The 16,876-nt window shown below is 61.3% G+C and carries 16 protein-coding genes; 6 read left to right on the forward strand and 10 right to left on the reverse strand.

What is annotated here, in order from left to right:
• On the reverse strand, window positions 1-193 hold a 193-nt coding region (locus ACIPZE_RS17880), incomplete at its 3' end, for an orotidine 5'-phosphate decarboxylase / HUMPS family protein (protein WP_400774365.1).
• A 283-nt stretch (window positions 194-476) separates the two neighbouring features.
• Here ACIPZE_RS17880 and ACIPZE_RS17885 point away from each other — a divergent pair.
• The 3 genes from ACIPZE_RS17885 (at window position 477) to xopAW (ending at window position 3,372) form a co-directional block, all read left to right on the forward strand.
• Window positions 477-1,238 carry a response regulator gene (locus ACIPZE_RS17885; RefSeq protein ID WP_129395059.1) on the forward strand — a complete coding sequence of 254 codons (762 nt, stop codon included), beginning with the start codon at window positions 477-479 and terminating at the stop codon, window positions 1,236-1,238.
• Entirely contained in the window at window positions 1,238-2,287 is a 1,050-nt protein-coding gene (locus ACIPZE_RS17890) for a HAMP domain-containing sensor histidine kinase (protein ID WP_283439124.1), read from the forward strand. Before ACIPZE_RS17885 ends, ACIPZE_RS17890 begins: the two co-directional genes overlap by 1 nt.
• 230 nt (window positions 2,288-2,517) lie before the next feature.
• Window positions 2,518-3,372 carry an EF-hand domain-containing protein gene (xopAW, locus tag ACIPZE_RS17895; RefSeq protein ID WP_283439125.1) on the forward strand — a complete coding sequence of 285 codons (855 nt, stop codon included), beginning with the start codon at window positions 2,518-2,520 and terminating at the stop codon, window positions 3,370-3,372.
• A 136-nt stretch (window positions 3,373-3,508) separates the two neighbouring features.
• Here the strand turns inward: xopAW and ACIPZE_RS17900 are convergent, their stop codons facing one another.
• The 9 genes from ACIPZE_RS17900 to ACIPZE_RS17940 all read right to left on the reverse strand — a co-directional run bounded on the left by ACIPZE_RS17900 (window position 3,509) and on the right by ACIPZE_RS17940 (window position 11,665).
• Window positions 3,509-4,561 (reverse strand): AI-2E family transporter, encoded by a 1,053-nt coding sequence (locus ACIPZE_RS17900; RefSeq protein ID WP_400774283.1) that lies wholly within the window; start codon window positions 4,559-4,561, stop codon window positions 3,509-3,511.
• A 69-nt stretch (window positions 4,562-4,630) separates the two neighbouring features.
• Complete coding sequence (locus tag ACIPZE_RS17905; protein WP_283439127.1) at window positions 4,631-5,437, reverse strand: DUF4892 domain-containing protein; 807 nt, start codon at window positions 5,435-5,437, stop codon at window positions 4,631-4,633.
• Between the two features lie 115 nt (window positions 5,438-5,552).
• On the reverse strand, window positions 5,553-6,407 hold the full coding sequence (locus ACIPZE_RS17910; protein ID WP_129395064.1) for an alpha/beta hydrolase: 855 nt from the start codon (window positions 6,405-6,407) through the stop codon (window positions 5,553-5,555).
• A complete protein-coding gene (locus ACIPZE_RS17915) occupies window positions 6,404-7,210 on the reverse strand; it encodes an alpha/beta fold hydrolase (protein ID WP_400774286.1) in 807 nt (268 codons plus the stop codon). The genes ACIPZE_RS17910 and ACIPZE_RS17915 overlap by 4 nt, the downstream gene beginning before the upstream one ends.
• A gap of 278 nt (window positions 7,211-7,488) precedes the next feature.
• A complete protein-coding gene (locus ACIPZE_RS17920; protein ID WP_095051070.1) occupies window positions 7,489-7,932 on the reverse strand; it encodes a hotdog fold thioesterase in 444 nt (147 codons plus the stop codon).
• 31 nt (window positions 7,933-7,963) lie between these two features.
• Window positions 7,964-9,619: an AMP-binding protein gene (locus ACIPZE_RS17925; RefSeq protein ID WP_400774289.1), complete on the reverse strand. Its 1,656-nt coding sequence runs from the start codon at window positions 9,617-9,619 to the stop codon at window positions 7,964-7,966.
• Between the two features lie 190 nt (window positions 9,620-9,809).
• Entirely contained in the window at window positions 9,810-10,262 is a 453-nt protein-coding gene (gene sixA / locus ACIPZE_RS17930; protein ID WP_283439130.1) for a phosphohistidine phosphatase SixA, read from the reverse strand.
• Complete coding sequence (locus ACIPZE_RS17935) at window positions 10,259-10,606, reverse strand: DUF4389 domain-containing protein (RefSeq protein WP_283439131.1); 348 nt, start codon at window positions 10,604-10,606, stop codon at window positions 10,259-10,261. The genes sixA and ACIPZE_RS17935 overlap by 4 nt, the downstream gene beginning before the upstream one ends.
• Window positions 10,607-10,639: 33 nt before the next feature.
• Window positions 10,640-11,665 carry an NAD(P)H-dependent glycerol-3-phosphate dehydrogenase gene (locus tag ACIPZE_RS17940; protein WP_400774293.1) on the reverse strand — a complete coding sequence of 342 codons (1,026 nt, stop codon included), beginning with the start codon at window positions 11,663-11,665 and terminating at the stop codon, window positions 10,640-10,642.
• 196 nt (window positions 11,666-11,861) lie between these two features.
• Between ACIPZE_RS17940 and ACIPZE_RS17945 the strand changes: the two genes are divergently transcribed.
• Genes ACIPZE_RS17945 through ACIPZE_RS17955 form a run of 3 tightly spaced genes read left to right on the forward strand, consistent with a single transcriptional unit; the run spans window position 11,862 to window position 16,820 of the window.
• Window positions 11,862-13,985 (forward strand): TonB-dependent receptor plug domain-containing protein, encoded by a 2,124-nt coding sequence (locus ACIPZE_RS17945; RefSeq protein WP_400774296.1) that lies wholly within the window; start codon window positions 11,862-11,864, stop codon window positions 13,983-13,985.
• A 1-nt stretch (window position 13,986) separates the two neighbouring features.
• On the forward strand, window positions 13,987-14,919 hold the full coding sequence (locus tag ACIPZE_RS17950) for an ABC transporter substrate-binding protein (RefSeq protein ID WP_400774299.1): 933 nt from the start codon (window positions 13,987-13,989) through the stop codon (window positions 14,917-14,919).
• A complete protein-coding gene (locus ACIPZE_RS17955; protein WP_283439134.1) occupies window positions 14,916-16,820 on the forward strand; it encodes a response regulator in 1,905 nt (634 codons plus the stop codon). Before ACIPZE_RS17950 ends, ACIPZE_RS17955 begins: the two co-directional genes overlap by 4 nt.
• Window positions 16,821-16,876: the final 56 nt, after the last annotated feature.

Below are 16,876 nucleotides of genomic sequence, written 5' to 3' on the forward strand. Positions count from 1 at the left end.
CACACGGGCAATTACCGTTTCCGGGGAACTCAGTGTCTGCTCGGGCGCGTCCAGCAAGGGCGCAACTGGTGAACAGTTCCTTGCCCACTTTGACCCGGCACAGTTTTGGGTCCAACTGGTCGGCCAGCTTCAGTGCGGCGTCACGGGTGGGGAAATCCAGGGCGACGATGATAGGAGTCTGGCAGGCGGACATGAATGGGCTCTCAGGCAGGTCGAAATCGGCGCGCATTGTAGCGGAACCGGCGGCGGCGCGGCACCCGATGATCGGTAAATCGTCGCACCAACCGTGATCAGCATAGCGCCCGCTGCTATTGTGTCGACTCCGATACACAACCGACATGCCAGCAACAAGCACCGGCGCTAGCCTCGCCAGCCGCAACACGTCCTTACATCAGCACTTCCCGCCTCACGGCCGGACGCCTATGCTGAAACCACAACCTCGCAGCCCATCTTTGTGGTTGGCGGCCTACTGGCAGATGAACAGCCCCATGCACAACACCCAAACGACCGCGACTGATGAGCCTAAAGACGACAAGCGCTGGAGCATTCGTGCGCTGATCGTCGACGATGACGTGCCGATCCGCGAGCTGATGATCGATTACCTCGCGCGCTTCAACATCCACGCCAGCGGCGTCACCGATGGCGCAGCGATGCGTCAGGCGATGCAGGCCGAACATTTCGACGTTGTCGTGCTCGACCTGATGCTGCCGGGCGAAGACGGCCTTTCGCTGTGCCGCTGGCTGCGCGCCGAATCGGACATCCCGATCCTGATGCTCACCGCCCGCTGCGAACCCACCGACCGCATCATCGGCCTCGAACTCGGCGCCGATGACTACATGGCCAAACCGTTCGAGCCGCGCGAGCTGGTGGCGCGCATCCAGACCATCCTGCGGCGGGTGCGTGACGACCGTACCGAGCAACGGGCGAACATTCGCTTCGACAACTGGCGCCTGAACAGCGTGCTGCGCCAATTGATCGCCGACAACGGCCTGGTGGTGCCGCTGTCCAACGCCGAATTCCGCCTGCTCTGGGTGTTTATCGAACGCCCGCGCCGGGTACTCAGCCGCGAACAACTGCTCGACGCCGCCCGAGGTCGTTCGATCGAGGCCTTCGACCGCAGCATCGATCTGCTGGTCTCGCGCCTGCGCCAGAAGCTCGGCGACGATCCGAAAGCCCCGCAGTTGATCAAGACCGTGCGCGGTGAAGGTTACCTGTTCGACGCAAGAGACATTGGCTGATGCGAGCGCGCTTCGACACGCTGTTCGGCCGCCTGTTTGGCATGCTGTTCGCGGCGATCGTCCTGGCGCACTTGCTCGCGTTCACCTGGTTTCACCTCTACGGCCCGCCCCCGCCGCCACCGCCGCCGGAGTTTTCCCAAGGTGTCGAAGGGCAGCGGCCGATGCCGGATCCGCGTTACCCGCAACGACCACCGCGGCCATGGTTCGGTGGCCCGGTGGTGCCGCTGACGTTTCAGTTCATCTCGCTGATGATCGCCGCGTGGTACGGCGCCAAACTGTTGAGTCGACCCATCCAGCGCCTGAGCGACGCCGCCGAACGCCTGAGTGAAAACCTCGACAGTGCACCGCTCGACGAGTCTGGTCCGAAAGAAGCCCGGCAAGCGGCGCACACTTTCAATCTGATGCAGCAACGTATTCGCGAACAGGTGCAGCAGCGTGCGCGCATGCTCGGTGCGGTATCGCACGACCTGCGCACGCCCCTGTCACGCCTGAAACTGCGCCTGGAAAACATCAGTGATGAAAAGCTGCAAGGCCAGATGCGTCAGGATCTGGACGACATGATCGGCATGCTCGACGCCACCCTCACCTACCTGCACGAACAACGCACCAGCGAAGCCTTGCAGTTGATGGACGTGCAGGCGTTGGTCGAGTCGCTGTGCGAAAACGCTCAGGATCAGAACGCAGACGTGCAAGTCAGCGGCCATTGCGCCCCGCTGCAGGTACAGCCGATGGCCCTGCGTTCGTGCATCAACAACTTGATGGACAACGCCCTGCGCTATGCCGGGAAGGCACGGATTGAACTCCTGGATCAGCGCGAACAACTGCTGATCCGCGTGATCGACCACGGCCCGGGGATTGCCGAGGACAAGCGTGAAGCCGTGTTCGAGCCGTTTTATCGCCTGGAAGGTTCGCGTAATCGCAATTCCGGTGGCGTGGGCCTGGGCATGACTATTGCCCGCGAGGCGGCGCAGCGATTGGGCGGACAACTGAACCTGGAAGAAACCCCCGGCGGCGGTCTCACGGCCATCATTCGCCTGCCACGCCCCTGAGAACACCACCACCCCTGTAGGAGTGAGCCTGCTCGCGATAGCGGTGTGTCAGTCACCCCAAATGTCACTGATATACCGTTATCGCGAGCAGGCTCACTCCTACAGTGGATTGAGGTGAAATCCTGTCTGTGTACCAACCGGTACAAATCTCACATAACGCCGACAACTTGCGCCCTGACGCTGCATAAGCCGGTACACCCACCGGTTTTCCATTCCAGGGAGTGAGTCCGATGATCGGTAGCGTCAGCAACTACACGAGCTATACCAGCACCAGCAGCAACGCCACGCAAAACTCGCGCAGCCAGCAACTGCAAAAAGAACTGTTCGCCAAGCTCGACAGTAACGGCGATGGCGCAGTGGATCAGGACGAACTGAAAAGCGCCCTGTCGCAGAAGTCCGACGACGGCCTGCTGGTCAATCTGAGCAAACAGTTTGGCGATCTCGACAGCGACGACAGCGGCAGCCTCAGCGCCGAAGAAATGACCGCCATGGCGCCGCCACCGCCGCCACAAGATCAAGCACCGAACACCGACCTCGCTGACGCCCTGATCAGCGCCCTCGACACTGACGGCGACGGCGCCATCAGCAGCGACGAACTGAGCAGCGGCCTGACCAGCGCCGGCAGCACCGCCGACAGCAACGAAATCTTTTCCGCCCTCGACAAGAACAAGGACGGCACCGTCAGCCAGGACGAACTCACCGCCAGCCTGACCCCGCCACCACCGCCACCGCCTCAAATCAACAGCGACGAACTGTTCAGCCAACTCGACGCCGACGGTGATGGCAACGTAACCGCCACCGAACTGAACAGCGCGCTGCAGGCCAGCGATAGCAGCACTGCAACGAGCAGCACCGATACCAGCGCAGCATTGCTCAAGGTTCTGGATAGCGACAGCAGCGGCGGCGTCAGCAGCGACGAATTGAAAGCCGCTTTGCACGCCGGCCGCGAACGCCCGGATGAAGAACAGACCGCCTCGACTCAAAGCACCACCGAAGCGCTGAATCGCATGATCGCCAACCTGAGCAAACAGTACTCACTCGACAACACTGCCTCGGTCGGCAAATACCTCAACGTCGCCACGTAAAATCTGCCCCTGTAGGAGCTGCCGAAGGCTGCGATCTTTTGCTCTTGCTATTGAAAACCAGGATCAAAAGATCGCAGCCTTCGGCAGTTCCTACAGGGGGGGATGTGCAAATGCCGTGCTCCCAACCTGGTTTCGGTTACCGCCGTTCCTCGACCCGCCCCTGACTCTTGCTCCAGTCCGTCAACAAGCTATAAGCCACCGCCAACAACGTAGGCCCGATAAACAACCCGATAAAGCCAAACGCAATCAACCCGCCGAACACCCCAAGCAACACAATCACCAACGGCAAATTGCCCCCGCGGCTGATCAGATACGGCTTGAGTACGTTATCCACGCCACTGATGACAAACGTCCCCCAGATTCCGAGAAACACCGCCATTCCATATTCACCTTTCCACGCCAGCCAGGCCGTAGCGGGCACCCACACCAATGGCGGGCCCATCGGAATCAGGCTCAGCAGAAACGTCACGATCCCCAACACCAGGGCACCTGGCACCCCGGCAATCAAAAACCCGATCAACGCCAGAATCGCCTGCGCCGCCGCCGTGCCGATGACCCCGTTGACCACCCGCTGCACCGTCCCGGCCACCAGTTCGATGTAATAGCCGGCACGCTCACCGATCAGACGTTCCAGCAGGCTGTGCACGAAAGCGGCCAGGCGCGGACCGTCACGGTAGAAAAAGAACACGAAGACAATGCTCAGCGTCAGCTCGAGAATCCCGCCGCCGATCTGCGCACTGCGCGCCAGCAGCCAGTTGCCGACCTGCCCCAGATACGGTTTTACCGAGACCATCAGTGCCGCGCCCTGCTGATCGATGCTGTTCCAGAGGCCGACCAGCCGCTCGCCGACAAACGGCACAGTCCCCAGCCATACCGGCGCTTCCGGCAAGCCATCGACCTGCACATCCTTGATGAACGCCGTGGCATCGCGCACATGGTCGGCCAGGTTGAAACCCAGCCAGACCAAGGGTGCCGCCACCAGCAACATCCAGCCCAAGGTCAAAATCGCCGCCGCCAACGATTCGCGGCCATTCAGCCAGCGGGTCAACAGGCGCATCAGTGGCCAACTGGCGAACGCCAGCACCGCGCCCCAGAACAGCGCCGACCAGAACGGCGCCATCACCCACAGGCTGGCGCCGAACAACACCAGAAGCAGGATCTGCACCAGCAGGCGATCGTTATTGAGCATGTAGGATTCCGAAAAAGTCAGTCAGGCCAAGAGTAGGCGAACACGCCGCGCGTGCTCGCCCGGCAGAGCTTATCGCAACAGGTCGATGCGCAGACCGGCACCGTCGACACTGGCGGTTTCCATCCGCGCAGCACGCACGCCCTGATTGATCAGGGCCTGGCGCCAGGCTTCGGCCTTGGGCCCGGAAACCGTCACGCGCAATGTCGTGTCGAGGTTCAGGCCACGGGAAATCAGGCGCAACCAGGTGTCGTCGGGATCATTCACCAATTTCGGTAAATCCAGTTCGCCGGTACTTTTGAGTTGGCGCAACAGGGTCGCCGAGGTCGGCAGCAACTCGCCCAGCGGTGCCACCGCTTCGAACTGCTCGACATGCAGATAGGCTTTGCGATTGCCGCGAGTGATGCTGTAGAGCGCCACCAGCGTGTTGTCTTTCGGTGCCGCCAGCCTCAGCAACAGATACGCCTGCTGCTCGTCGGCGCCGTACAGCTTGGAATTACCGAACACTTCGTTGGCCCACAGGCTGCTTTCGCCACAATCGCGGGCCTGACACCAGAACAGCAACTCGGCGTCCTGCTTTTGCAAGGCTTCGCGGGCAGCGGTAAAGGCCTCGGTGGCGGAATGTTCGGGTGGCAACTCGTAGGTCACCGAGGTGGTCTGGCCACGCGCAGTGACTTGGCCGTCGAAGCGTAACTGGCCGCTGATCTTGCGGATCGCGCCCAACGGATAGATGCGCTCCAGCTCGGCCGGAGGGCGATAGTCGACGATTTGCGCATCGGCCAGACGTGGCACGATCTGCAAATCCTGGCTGCCCGGCACATCGGCAGCGAACGAAAGGGAACTGAAACAGCACAGCGCCAGCAGACTGAGTGACCGCATGGGCAGCCTCATCGGATCGGCATGGCGTGGCTAGGCGGGGTCGTAGCGGTATAGAAATCCATCGTGGTTGTCTCCCATTTCAACCCGCCCAGCCTCGACAGTTGCCAACGGCAAGTCAAGGAATGGCGAAGAAGCGATTGAAACAGTCTGCGACAAGACTCGCACCGGCCTCATCGTTCAGGTGCAAATGGTGCCCGCCCGGCAGCTGTTCCCTGCTAAAGGGTAGACGTTCCAGCAGTTGGGGATGTTTGGCCAGCATGCCGTCGGCCGCGACCACCAATTGCGCCGGACAACCGATGCGCGCCACGAACGCCATCGCCTGTTCCTCGGTCAGCCGCAACGGGGATGCCAGGGTTAGACGATTGTCGCTGCGCCAGGTGTAGCCGCCAGGTACCGGCATCAATCCGCGCTGCGCCAACAGTTCAGCCGCCTCACGACTGACCGCGACCAGCCCTTTCATCCGCGCTTCGATGGCGCGGTCGAGGGTGCTGTAGACCGGTTTGCGTTTCTCACGCAGATCCAGCTGCGCCTGTAAGGCCATGCCCATGCGCTCGGCAGCGTTTTCGCCTTTGTCTGTAGGAGGAATCACGCCGTCGATCAACGCCAGATGGCTGATGCGCTCCGGCATCGATCCCGCCAACACCATGGACACGATCGCGCCCATTGAATGCCCAAGCAGGCCGAAACGCTTCCAGCCGAGTTGCTCGGCGACTTGCAAGACGTCATGGGCGTAATCCCACAACGCATAACCGGCGCCCTTTGGCCGATGCGCGGAATGCCCGTGCCCGGCCATGTCCAGGGCGATGATGCGCAAGCCTTTGAGCTTTGGCGCCAGCCGCGCGAAGCTGTTGGCGTTGTCGAGCCAGCCATGCAGGGCAATGACCGGCAAACCGTCCTCGGGGCCGAACAAATGCGCCGCCAGCTCGATATGCGGCAGGCTCAGGCGCACTTCTTCGAAGGTCGGGCTCATGCGCAATCCTTGTCCAGACGGTTTTCCCAACGGGTAAACAGGTTCTTCAATAGCCGCGCGGTGTCCTGCGGACGCTCCAGCGGGAACATGTGCCCGCCGGGCATGCTCAACGCCTCGCCTTGTGCCAGACGCGAAACGAAGCGGGTGTGATGACGCATGACCACACGGCTCTTGTGCCCGCGCACCACCGCCAGTGGCACCTGCAGTTGTCGGGTGCGACCTGGGCTGGTGTGCGGCACGCCACGATAGATGCTGATTTCAGTGGCCGGGTCGAAACGCAGGCGCAGCTTGTCGCCGACCTGGTGCAAGCCGTGTTGCAGGTAGGCATCGAAGCATTCCGGATCGAATCCCCGGAACAGCGTTTTACCGGCAAAGTAGCTGCGCGCACTGTCGAGATCGGCGAACTCTTCACGCCGGCCCAATGTGCGCCCGGCCGGCGTCAGTTTGTCGATGAAACCAAAGCGCTTGGCGGCACGGATCACCCACTGGTCGGTGCGGGTCAGCACTGGCGAATCGAGCATCACCACGCCGCGATACAGCTCAGGGCAACGCAGCGCCGCGTGCAGATGCAGCACACCGCCGAAGGAATGGCCGACACCCCACACCGGTTGATCCTGTTGCTGCAAATGGTGGATCAACTCGTCAACCAGGTTGTACCAGTTGTCATCCGCCGGAAAGCGCGGGTCATGGGCATGCTGTTCCAGATGCGCGACCCGGTACTCGGGCGCCAGCGCCGCGAACAACTTGCCATAGGTGCCCGAAGGAAACCCGTTGGCGTGGGCGAAAAAGATCGGTTGCGACATACCGGTAAATCCATGGGCGGGAAACGTGGCGTTGATTGTCCGTAAGACCGCGTCACACAGCAATGACCGTAACTGCCAGGAATGATGACAGTCCGGTCAGCGTGATGGTGTGTCAGGGAGATTGCTTCCCCCCTCACCCCAACCCTCTCCCCCAAGGGGGCGAGGGGGAAAGGGAGCAGATCTGCATGAATTTCAAAACCTGAGTTCGGCTCGATAACTCAGGTCGGCACAACTCGAACATCCAGCCCGGTCAGTCCCCTTTTCCCTCTGGGAGAGGGTTAGGGTGAGGGTGGCTGCTCACCCAGCGGCACCACTGCCATGGTCAACCGCGACACACAACTGGCCTTGCCCTCATCGCTGGTCAAGCGGATATCCCACACGTGCGTGGTCCGCCCGATATGAATCGGCTTGGCCACCGCCGTCACCCGCCCACTGCGCAAGCCGCGCAAATGGTTGGCATTGATCTCAAGCCCCACGCAATAAAACTTGCTGGCATCGATGCACAGGTAACTGGCCATGGAGCCGACGGTTTCCGCCAGCACCACGGACGCGCCGCCGTGCAGCAAGCCGTATGGCTGGTGCGTACGATGGTCGATGACCATGCTCGCGGTCAGCGATTCTTCGTCGAACGCTTCGAAGCGGATGTCCAGCACTTCACCGATGGTGTTCTTCTGGATCGCGTTCAACTGCTCGATGTTGGGAGTGGTACGCCACAAGCTCATCGCAGACTTCCTTGGTTGTTTTGGTCGTCGCTCAATCCTGCCACAGCACCGCCTCACTGCGCTCGCTCCATTCCTCGAAGCGGGCGCCGTAAGTGTCTTCAATGACGTTGCGTTTGATTTTCAGGGTCGGCGTGAGGAAGCCGTTTTCCACTGCCCAGCTGTCCTTGACCACCACCAGCCGGCGCAGGCGTTCGTGCTTGTCGAGCACGGCATTGACCTCTTCCAGAAGTTTTTCCAAGCTCGAATGCAGGCTCGCCCGGCCCTCCTCCTGACTGACCGACGACAGCACGCACAGCCCCAGCGGCGCGCTCAGGCCATCGCCGACCACGCACACTTGCTCGATCCGCGAATGCACCGCCAGCCGATTCTCGATCGGCGCCGGGGCGACGTATTTGCCTTTGCTGGTCTTGAAGATTTCCTTGAGCCGTCCGGTCAGGCGCAGACGCCCTTCGGCATCCTGTTCACCCTTGTCGCCAGTGCGCAGAAAGCCGTCGCTGGTCAGGGTCTCGGCGGTTTTCTGCGGCTCCTTGAAGTAGCCGAGCATGTTCGCCTGACTGCGCACCTGCACCTCTCCGGACTCATCGATGCGTACCTCGACATCCGGGCACGGTTTACCGATCCAGCCTTGTTTGTATTGCCCCGGCAGGCAGATGTGCGAGTAACCGCAGCTCTCGGTCATGCCGTAGACCTCTAGCACGTCGAGTCCGAGTTTCTGATACCAACCGAGCAAGGTCTGCGGCACCGGCGCCGCGCCGGACAACGCCACGCGCAAAGCGTCCAGCCCCAGACCGGCGAGTACTTTGTGCCCTACCCGTTTGCCGATGAAAGGCAGGCCAAGCAGAAAATCCAGGCGCTTTGCCGGGATCTTGCTGTACACGCCCATCTGGAATTTGGTCCAGATCCGTGGCACGCCAAACATCGCCGTCGGCCGTGCACGCTGCAGATCAGTGATGAAGGTGTCGAGGCTCTCGGCAAAGAATACGGTCTGTCCGGTGTAGATCGACGCCAATTCAACGAACATGCGTTCGGCGACGTGGCACAGCGGCAGGTACGACAGCAGCCGGTCATTCTCATTGAGCCCGAACAATTGCGTACCGCGCGTGGTGGCAAAACCGAGATTGGCAAAGCTGTGCATCACGCCTTTCGGCAAGCCTGTGGTGCCGGAGGTATAGATGATGGTTGCCAGCTGCTCGGCGGCAGGATGCGGATCGTCCTGAATCGGCGAGCTGCGTTGCAAGTCCGCCCAGTTGAAATCGAAATCGCCCGGTGGGTGCAGCGGCAGGCTGATGGTCGGCAGATCGGCCGGCACGCCTTTGGACATGCTCGGCCAATCATCAAGCTTGCCAATAAACGCCAGCACGCTTTCCGAGTGCGTGAGCACTTGCGCCACGGACTCGGCGGTGAGGTTGGGATACAGCGGCACTGAGACATGCCCGGCCATCCAGATCGCGAGGTCGGCGATGATCCAGTGTGCGCAGTTTTTCGAGATCAGGGCGATATGGCTGCCTTGCGGCAACTCCCGCGCGCGCAACCAGTGTGCGGCGCAACGGGCCTGGTGGCCAACATCGGCCCAGGTCAACGTCTCGACCTGCCCGCCGCCGATCGGTTGCACGAGAAAGCGCTGACGCGGGTGCCGCGCTTCACGTTCGTAGAACACGTCCAGCGGCAAACGGAATGCGGCAGACATGCGACTCGCTCCTGTTTTTTGGGTCTGGAGCAAGCGTAGTCAACCAAGCAAGTGCTTGGTTGGATTTTTTACCAAAAGAAATAAGATCAAAAGATCGTCCGAACGCGGCCCGAACCTTCGGCAGCTCCTACAGGGAAATGCATTCCAAGGTAGGAGCTGCCGCAGGTTCGGGCCGCGTTCGGACGATCTTTTAAGGATGTTTGAGGCTGTTAAGGGTCATCGAGCCAATCAGCAATTCAGGACTTTCCAGCTCCGCCAACCCCGCAGTACTGACCTTCTCCGGCGGATACCCGGCGCCATGTTGCAGATAGCTCAGCAGATTGCCCACCAGCGGGTTATGGCTGACCAGCAGCACATTGCTCACCGACATCAGTTGATCGGTGACCTTGTCCGGATCAACCTCCGGCGTCAGCCACTCGACCGTACGAATCTGCGGCTCGAACCCCAGCGCCTCGCGAACAATCTGCGCGGTCTGTTGCGCGCGCAGATAAGGGCTGGCGTAAATCGCCGTGAGCGGCTGGCCGATCAAGCGCGCCGCGCTGCTCAAGGCTTCCTTGCGACCGTGATCGGTCAGCTCCCGTTCGGAGTCGGGGCACGAGCCGTAAGGCACGGCCTCACCGTGACGCAATACCCAGAGTTTCATAGCTTGGGTTCCTCATCTCGAACCGGATGCGGTGCTGGCGGCACGGCGTGCGGCGCTTCACCTTCCGGGGTACGCGGCGCTGGCCAGTCGGCGAACGGCCAGGGTTTCTGGTCGCTGTGAAAGCTGCCGAAACGGCCGATCTGGGCCAGGAACTGACTCAGGCTGTCGCCGAAATTCATCAGGCTGGCGCTCGGCGCGCCATAGATCAAACGATAGATCAGTTGTACCAGCACCACCGCGCCGAGGATGAACTGCGCCACTTGCCAGACCAGCACGTAGACGATCATCCACAGCACACGCAGGAGGATGGATTCGTACTTGGCTTCGGTTTTCGGATCGTGCATGGCTTGCTCCCCTGTCCGTAGATAAACGCTGAATCAGTTGAAACCGCTGGTGGAAATAAAGTCGACGTCGGTTTTCGGTTCGGCCCGCATCAGTAGACCGATGACCTGCTCCAGGGTGCGTCCTTCGAACAGGATCGCATGCAGCCCGGCGACCAGCGGCATGTACACGCCGACCTCCTGGGATTTTGCCTTGAGCACTTTCAGGGTGTTGACCCCTTCGGCGACTTCACCGAGGCGCGACACCGCTTCGTCAAGGCTCAAGCCCTGACCGAGGGCGAAACCGACCTGATAGTTGCGGCTCTTCGGCGACGAGCAGGTGACGATCAGATCGCCGACGCCGGCCAGCCCGAGAAAAGTCATCGGGTTCGCGCCCTGATTCACCGCAAACCGGGTCATCTCGGCCAACGCGCGGGTGATCAACATGCTCTTGGTGTTCTCGCCCATCTCCAGTGCGACGGCCATGCCGGCGATGATCGCGTAAACGTTTTTCAACGCCCCGCCCAACTCGACGCCGAAGCGGTCGGCGCTCGCGTAAACGCGGAAGGTGCGACCGTGCAAAGCCGCTTGCACTTGCCTGCAGAGTTCTTCGTCTTCGCTGGCGACCACCGTCGCGGTCAGCGCATGTTCGGCGATCTCGCGCGCCAGGTTCGGTCCGGACAGCACGCCGATGCGTGCCTGCGGGGCGATCTCTTCGAGGATCTGGCTCATCAATTTGAAGGTCTGCGCTTCGATGCCCTTGGTCAGGCTGACCAGCATCTTGCCGCGCAAGCGCTCGGCGTGAGCGGCCAAGACCGTGCGCAACGCGCTGGACGGCAGCGCGACAAAGCACAAATCGCAGGCGTCGAGGGTGGCTTGCAGGTCAGTGACAGCGGTCACGCCTGGCAGAATCTTGATGCCTTTGAGGTAACGCGGGTTTTCGCGATTGACGCGGATGGCCTCGGCCTGCTCCGGGTCACGCATCCACTGCAGGACTTGATGGCCGTTCTCGGCCAACAGGTTGGCCACGGCGGTACCAAAACTTCCGCCTCCCAGGACCGCAATCGGGCGCTGTTCAGTCATATGCAATCCGTTAATCCATACCAGTGGCGATGCCGGCATTATACGGGGCGACCGAGTCGCGGCCAGCCCCAGCAACAATTACCGACACTTGTAGGCAGAAGACCAATAAAACCGAGGAAAATGCCTGCAACGTGACTGGAAAAGTCGCTGCCCTCGGTTAACATGCGCGCCAAATCTTTACGATCAAGGCTGCGTTGTGTTTTTTGCTCCTCCCCCACCGCGTTCGACCCTGCTGCTGGCGCTGCTGTTCAGCCCGCTGGTGCAGGCGGACGACCTGTTTGTCGACAGCGAAACGTTGCCGCAAGTGCTGACGGCCACGCGCCTGAAACAGACACCGGCAGAAGTGCCCGGGAGCATGACCGTCATCGACAGCGAATTGATCGATGCCAGCGGCGCCCGCGACATCAGCGAATTGCTCCGGCTGGTACCGGGGATGATGGTCGGCAACATCAGCGGCAATCAGGCGGCGGTCAATTACCACGGCACCAACGCCACTGAAGCGCGGCGCATGCAGGTGCTGATCGACGGCCGCTCGGTGTACCGCGCAGGGTTGGCCACGGTGGACTGGAGTGACATCCCGGTGGCCATGGAAGACATCGAGCGCATCGAAGTCTTTCGCGGCCCGAATACCGTCAGCTATGGCGCCAACGCGCTGATGGCGGTGGTCAACATCATCACCCGCAACCCGGCGGACAGCCACGGCACACGCCTGAAATACAGCCGTGGCCAACGTGGCATCAACGATTTCTACGCCAGTCAGGGCACTGGCTGGAATGGCGGCGATTTGCGCCTGTCGCTGTCCGGCCAGGAAGACGACGGCTTCGACACGGATCGCAGCGGCGCCGATTATCGCGACAGCCGCCGTCTGAACCGTTTCAGTCTTGCGGTCAGCCACAGCCTCAGCGACGACCAGAGTCTCGACTGGCAGGTCAACGCCAAAGATGGCAGCAACCAGCGGCCCTACACCTACCGTCCGGTGTTCTCGGGGATTACCGCCGCCGGCAACAATTCCGACGTGGTGGCCAAGGATTACGCCGGTTCGGTGCGCTGGAATCTCGACATCAACCCGGAACACAGCCTCTATATACAAGGCTCGGCGCAACACTGGGATCGTCAGCAAACCTGGCGCGCCTGTGACGCCGAGGTGTCGTTCAGCCCGGAGTTGACCCAACTGTGGCAACTCGACCCGAATTACACCGAACGTCTGGCGCGCAACATCACCCGGTTTACCGGCCCCGGCGCGGCGCCCGGCACCCCGCAGGAAATGGCCCTGGCGAATCAGGTGCTCGATCAATGGCGCAACGGTGCCAGCCAGACCCTGTGCGGCGACATCGACCAGAGCGCCCGCGAATCGCGCTACGACCTGGAGTTGCAGGATACCCTCAGCCTGTCCGACAGCCTGCGTCTGGTCAGCGGCATGAACTATCGTTACGACCGCGCCGACTCCGAAACCTATTTCAATGGCACGCTGGACGACACCACTTGGCGCGCGTTCGGCCAACTCGAATGGCGCGCCACTGAACACTGGCTGTTACAGGGCGGGGCGATGTTCGAAGACACGCAACTGATCGGCAGCTCGCTGACGCCGCGCTTTGCCGTCAACTATCTGATCAATCCGCGCCATGGCCTGCGCGCGGTGTACTCGGAAGCGATCCGCTCACCGGACATGTTCGAGAACAATGTCAACTGGAGCTATCAGGTCAACAACCTGCGGCCCTCGGCCTACGGACAGTCTTCGGCGCGTTACTTCGTCAAGACGCGCGGCCCGGGCGATCTCGATCAGGAACACATGCGCTCGCGCGAGCTGGGCTACAACGGCTATTTTGCCGAACTCGGCCTGGCACTCGACGTAAAGCTGTTCTACGACGAAATAACCGGGATGATCAGCGAGCCATTGCGCAATAACCAGTACATCGCCAGCAACGCCAACAGCTCACGTTTTCGCGGTACTGAAACCCAGCTCGACTGGCGCGTGAGCCGGGCCGACCGCTTGCGTTTCACTTACGCCTTTGTCGATGCCGAGGCGAGCAATCCGCTGGATCAGCAATTCACCTCACGCAACAGCGGTTCCGCCGGCTGGCTGCGCGACTGGGGCCACGGCTGGAACAGCGCCCTCTTCTATTACGGTGACAACGCGCTCAATGGCTACCGCTTCGAACGCGTCGACACACGCATCGCCAAACGCATCCCGCTGGGCAAGGCACAGTTGCAATTGGCCGGAGTGCTGCAACAGCGCCTCGACCACGAGCCCACCACCTTCGTCGATAACAACTACGACGAACGCCGGGTGATGTACTTCAGCGCCGAGCTGGAGTTCTAGGATGCGCAACGGCCTGTCACGGAAGACGCCAACCCTGGGCCACTGGCTGGCCGGGGTCTGTCTGTTTTTGACCGCGTGGCTGCACGGTGTCGCGGTGCAGGCTGCGGACATTCTGCTGACCGGCGCCGAGGAAAGTCCTGGCGTGCAAGCGTTCGTACAGGCATTGAGCGAATTGCGTCCGACCGACAACGTGCGTTTCCAGCCGCTGGCCAGTCTGCCGGCACCGGGTAAACTGCCGGCCAGCCTGCGCCTGATCCTGCTCGATCTGCCGAGTCTCGACTGGCGCCTGCAAGATTCCAAAGGCCCGGCAACGCTGGTGTTGCGCATCAGCCGCCTGCAGGCCCGCCAGCGCTTTGGTGACGCCGAACCTGCGCACTTGAGCCTGCTGTGGAGCGATCCGCCGCTGAGTCGGCAACTGCAATTGATCCGAAGGATTTTGCCGCAGGCACGGCGGGTCGGTGTGCTGTTTGATCAGCACAGCGAGTTTCTGCTGAAAGAACTGAATCTGGCCGCACAACCGCTGAATCTGCAAATCGTCAGCCAGCGCTGGGACAACACCCTCGACAGTCGTCCGCTGCAAGCCGTGCTGAAAAACAGCGACGTGTTGCTGGGCCTCGACGATCCCGATCTGTACAACCCGAAGACCGCGAAAAACCTCTTGCTCAGCAGCTACTCGCGGCAAGTCGCGCTGGTCGGCCCCAACGTCGCCTTCGTCCGTGCCGGCAGTCTGGCCAGCAGCTACAGCGATCAGAACGACTGGCTGGCGATCCTCGATCAATTGCTCGACCAGCCCTCGACTACATGGCCGCGATCGCTCTACCCCGCACGTTTTAACGTTTCAAGTAATGCGCAGGTGGCTCGTTCACTAGGTATCGAACCGCTGAATGATGCGTCTGTCGCCAGAGCGCTGGCTGAAGGAGAACGCCGCCCATGAGTTTCCGTCGCCGTTGGGACATCAACACCCGCACTCAGTTGATCAGCCTGGGCCCGGCGTTGTTGCTGACCTTGCTGTTGATCAGCTTCTTCACCTTTGTGCGCATCCAGGATTTGCGCCAGGAACTGAATCACACCGGCCAACTGATCGCCAACCAACTTGCGCCCGCCACCGAGTACGGGGTGATTTCCGGCAACAACGAAGTGCTGGAAAGTCTGCTCAAAGCCACGCTGGCCACGCCCAATGTGCGTTTTCTCGAAGTACAGGACAGCGCCAACCGGATTCTGGTGTACGTCGAGCAACCAGCGGACACGCACAATCGCCCGCATCAGGTCGAAGTGTTTCAGGCGCCGGTACGGCTGCAGCGAATCTCCCTGCACAATGATTTCTTTCAGGACGGCAAAGTCAGCAATGGAGCGGCCGCCGAGGATTATCTGGGACGCGTGATTGTCGGTCTGTCCAACGATGCCTTCAGTCAGCGCCAGCAGGAAATTCTGCTCAAGGCCGGGATTCTGGCGCTGTTCGCCCTGCTCTTCACCTTTGTCCTGGCGCGGCGTCTGGCCGGCAGCCTGTCGCAGCCGATTCGCGACATCGGCAACGCGGTCAAGGCGATTCAGGACGGCGACTATAAAACCCCGCTGCCGATTGTCGATGACACCGAACTGGGCGCCTTGTCGCAGCACATCAACAACCTCGCCCAGGCGCTGGAGCAGGCCAGCCGCGAACAGCATCAGGCCATGGCGCAATTGATCCAGACCCGCGAAGAAGCGGAAAAGGCCAACAACGCCAAATCCGATTTCCTCGCGATGATGAGCCATGAACTGCGCACCCCCATGAACGGCGTACTGGGCATGCTGCAATTGCTCGAAACCACCGAGATGACCGAGGAGCAGATCGAATATGCCGCCCTCGCGTCGGAGTCCACCGAGCATTTGCTGAAGGTCATCAACGACATTCTCGACTTCTCGCGGATCGAACGTTCGGAACTGGAACTGGAGCACATACCTTTCAACCTCACCGAGCTGATCGGTGCCTGCGCGCAGTCGTTCCAGCACAGTGCGGTGCAACGCGGCCTGGCATTGCACCTGCAAATTCCCGACGACATGCGCGGTTTGCAGGTGCAGGGCGATCCGACACGGATCCGGCAGATTCTGGTCAACCTGGTCGGCAACGCGCTGAAGTTCACCGAACAGGGCCGGGTCAGCATCGAGGCGCAATGGCAATCGCTGGACCACGAGTTGCTGTGGTTCACCTGCTCGGTGCGCGACAGCGGCATTGGTATCTCGTCGGCGAGCCTGGAGCTGATGTTCAACGCCTTCCAGCAGGCCGACAGCTCGATTTCGCGGCGTTACGGCGGCACCGGCCTCGGCCTGCCGATCGCGCGCACCCTCGCTGAACGCATGGGCGGCACCTTGCGCGCGCAGAGCGAGGAAGGTCGCGGTTCGGTGTTCACCCTGGAAATCCCGCTGGCCCTCTATAAGCAGGCGCTGCCGCCACTGGCCGCGCCACGCGCGCTCAACGGCAAGGCCCATGGTGAAGGTCGCAATGTCTTGCTGGTGGAAGACAATCCGGTCAATCAGACCGTTATCGAAGCGATGCTGCGCAGTCTGGGCTTTACTGTCAGCGTCGCCACCGATGGCGCGCAGGCCGTGAGCAGCGCTGCAGACAATGATTTCGAAGTGATTCTGATGGATTGCCGCTTGCCGATCATCGATGGCTACGAAGCCACGCGACAGATCCGGCGCCTGCCGGGACACAGCGAAGTGCCGATCATCGCCCTGACCGCCAACGCCTTGCAGGGTGACCGCGAAACCTGCCTGGCGGCGGGCATGAACGATTATCTGGCGAAGCCGTTCAAACGTAATGATCTGCAGCAGATTCTGCAGCGCTGGGTGTCGTAGTGTGGGCCTTTCGACCATCTGCGACTGGCGTGAAAAGCGAAAGTGCGGCAGTCTTA

Source organism: Pseudomonas sp. NPDC089741 (assembly GCF_044748825.1).
In the GTDB taxonomy this organism is placed as follows: domain Bacteria; phylum Pseudomonadota; class Gammaproteobacteria; order Pseudomonadales; family Pseudomonadaceae; genus Aquipseudomonas; species Aquipseudomonas helmanticensis.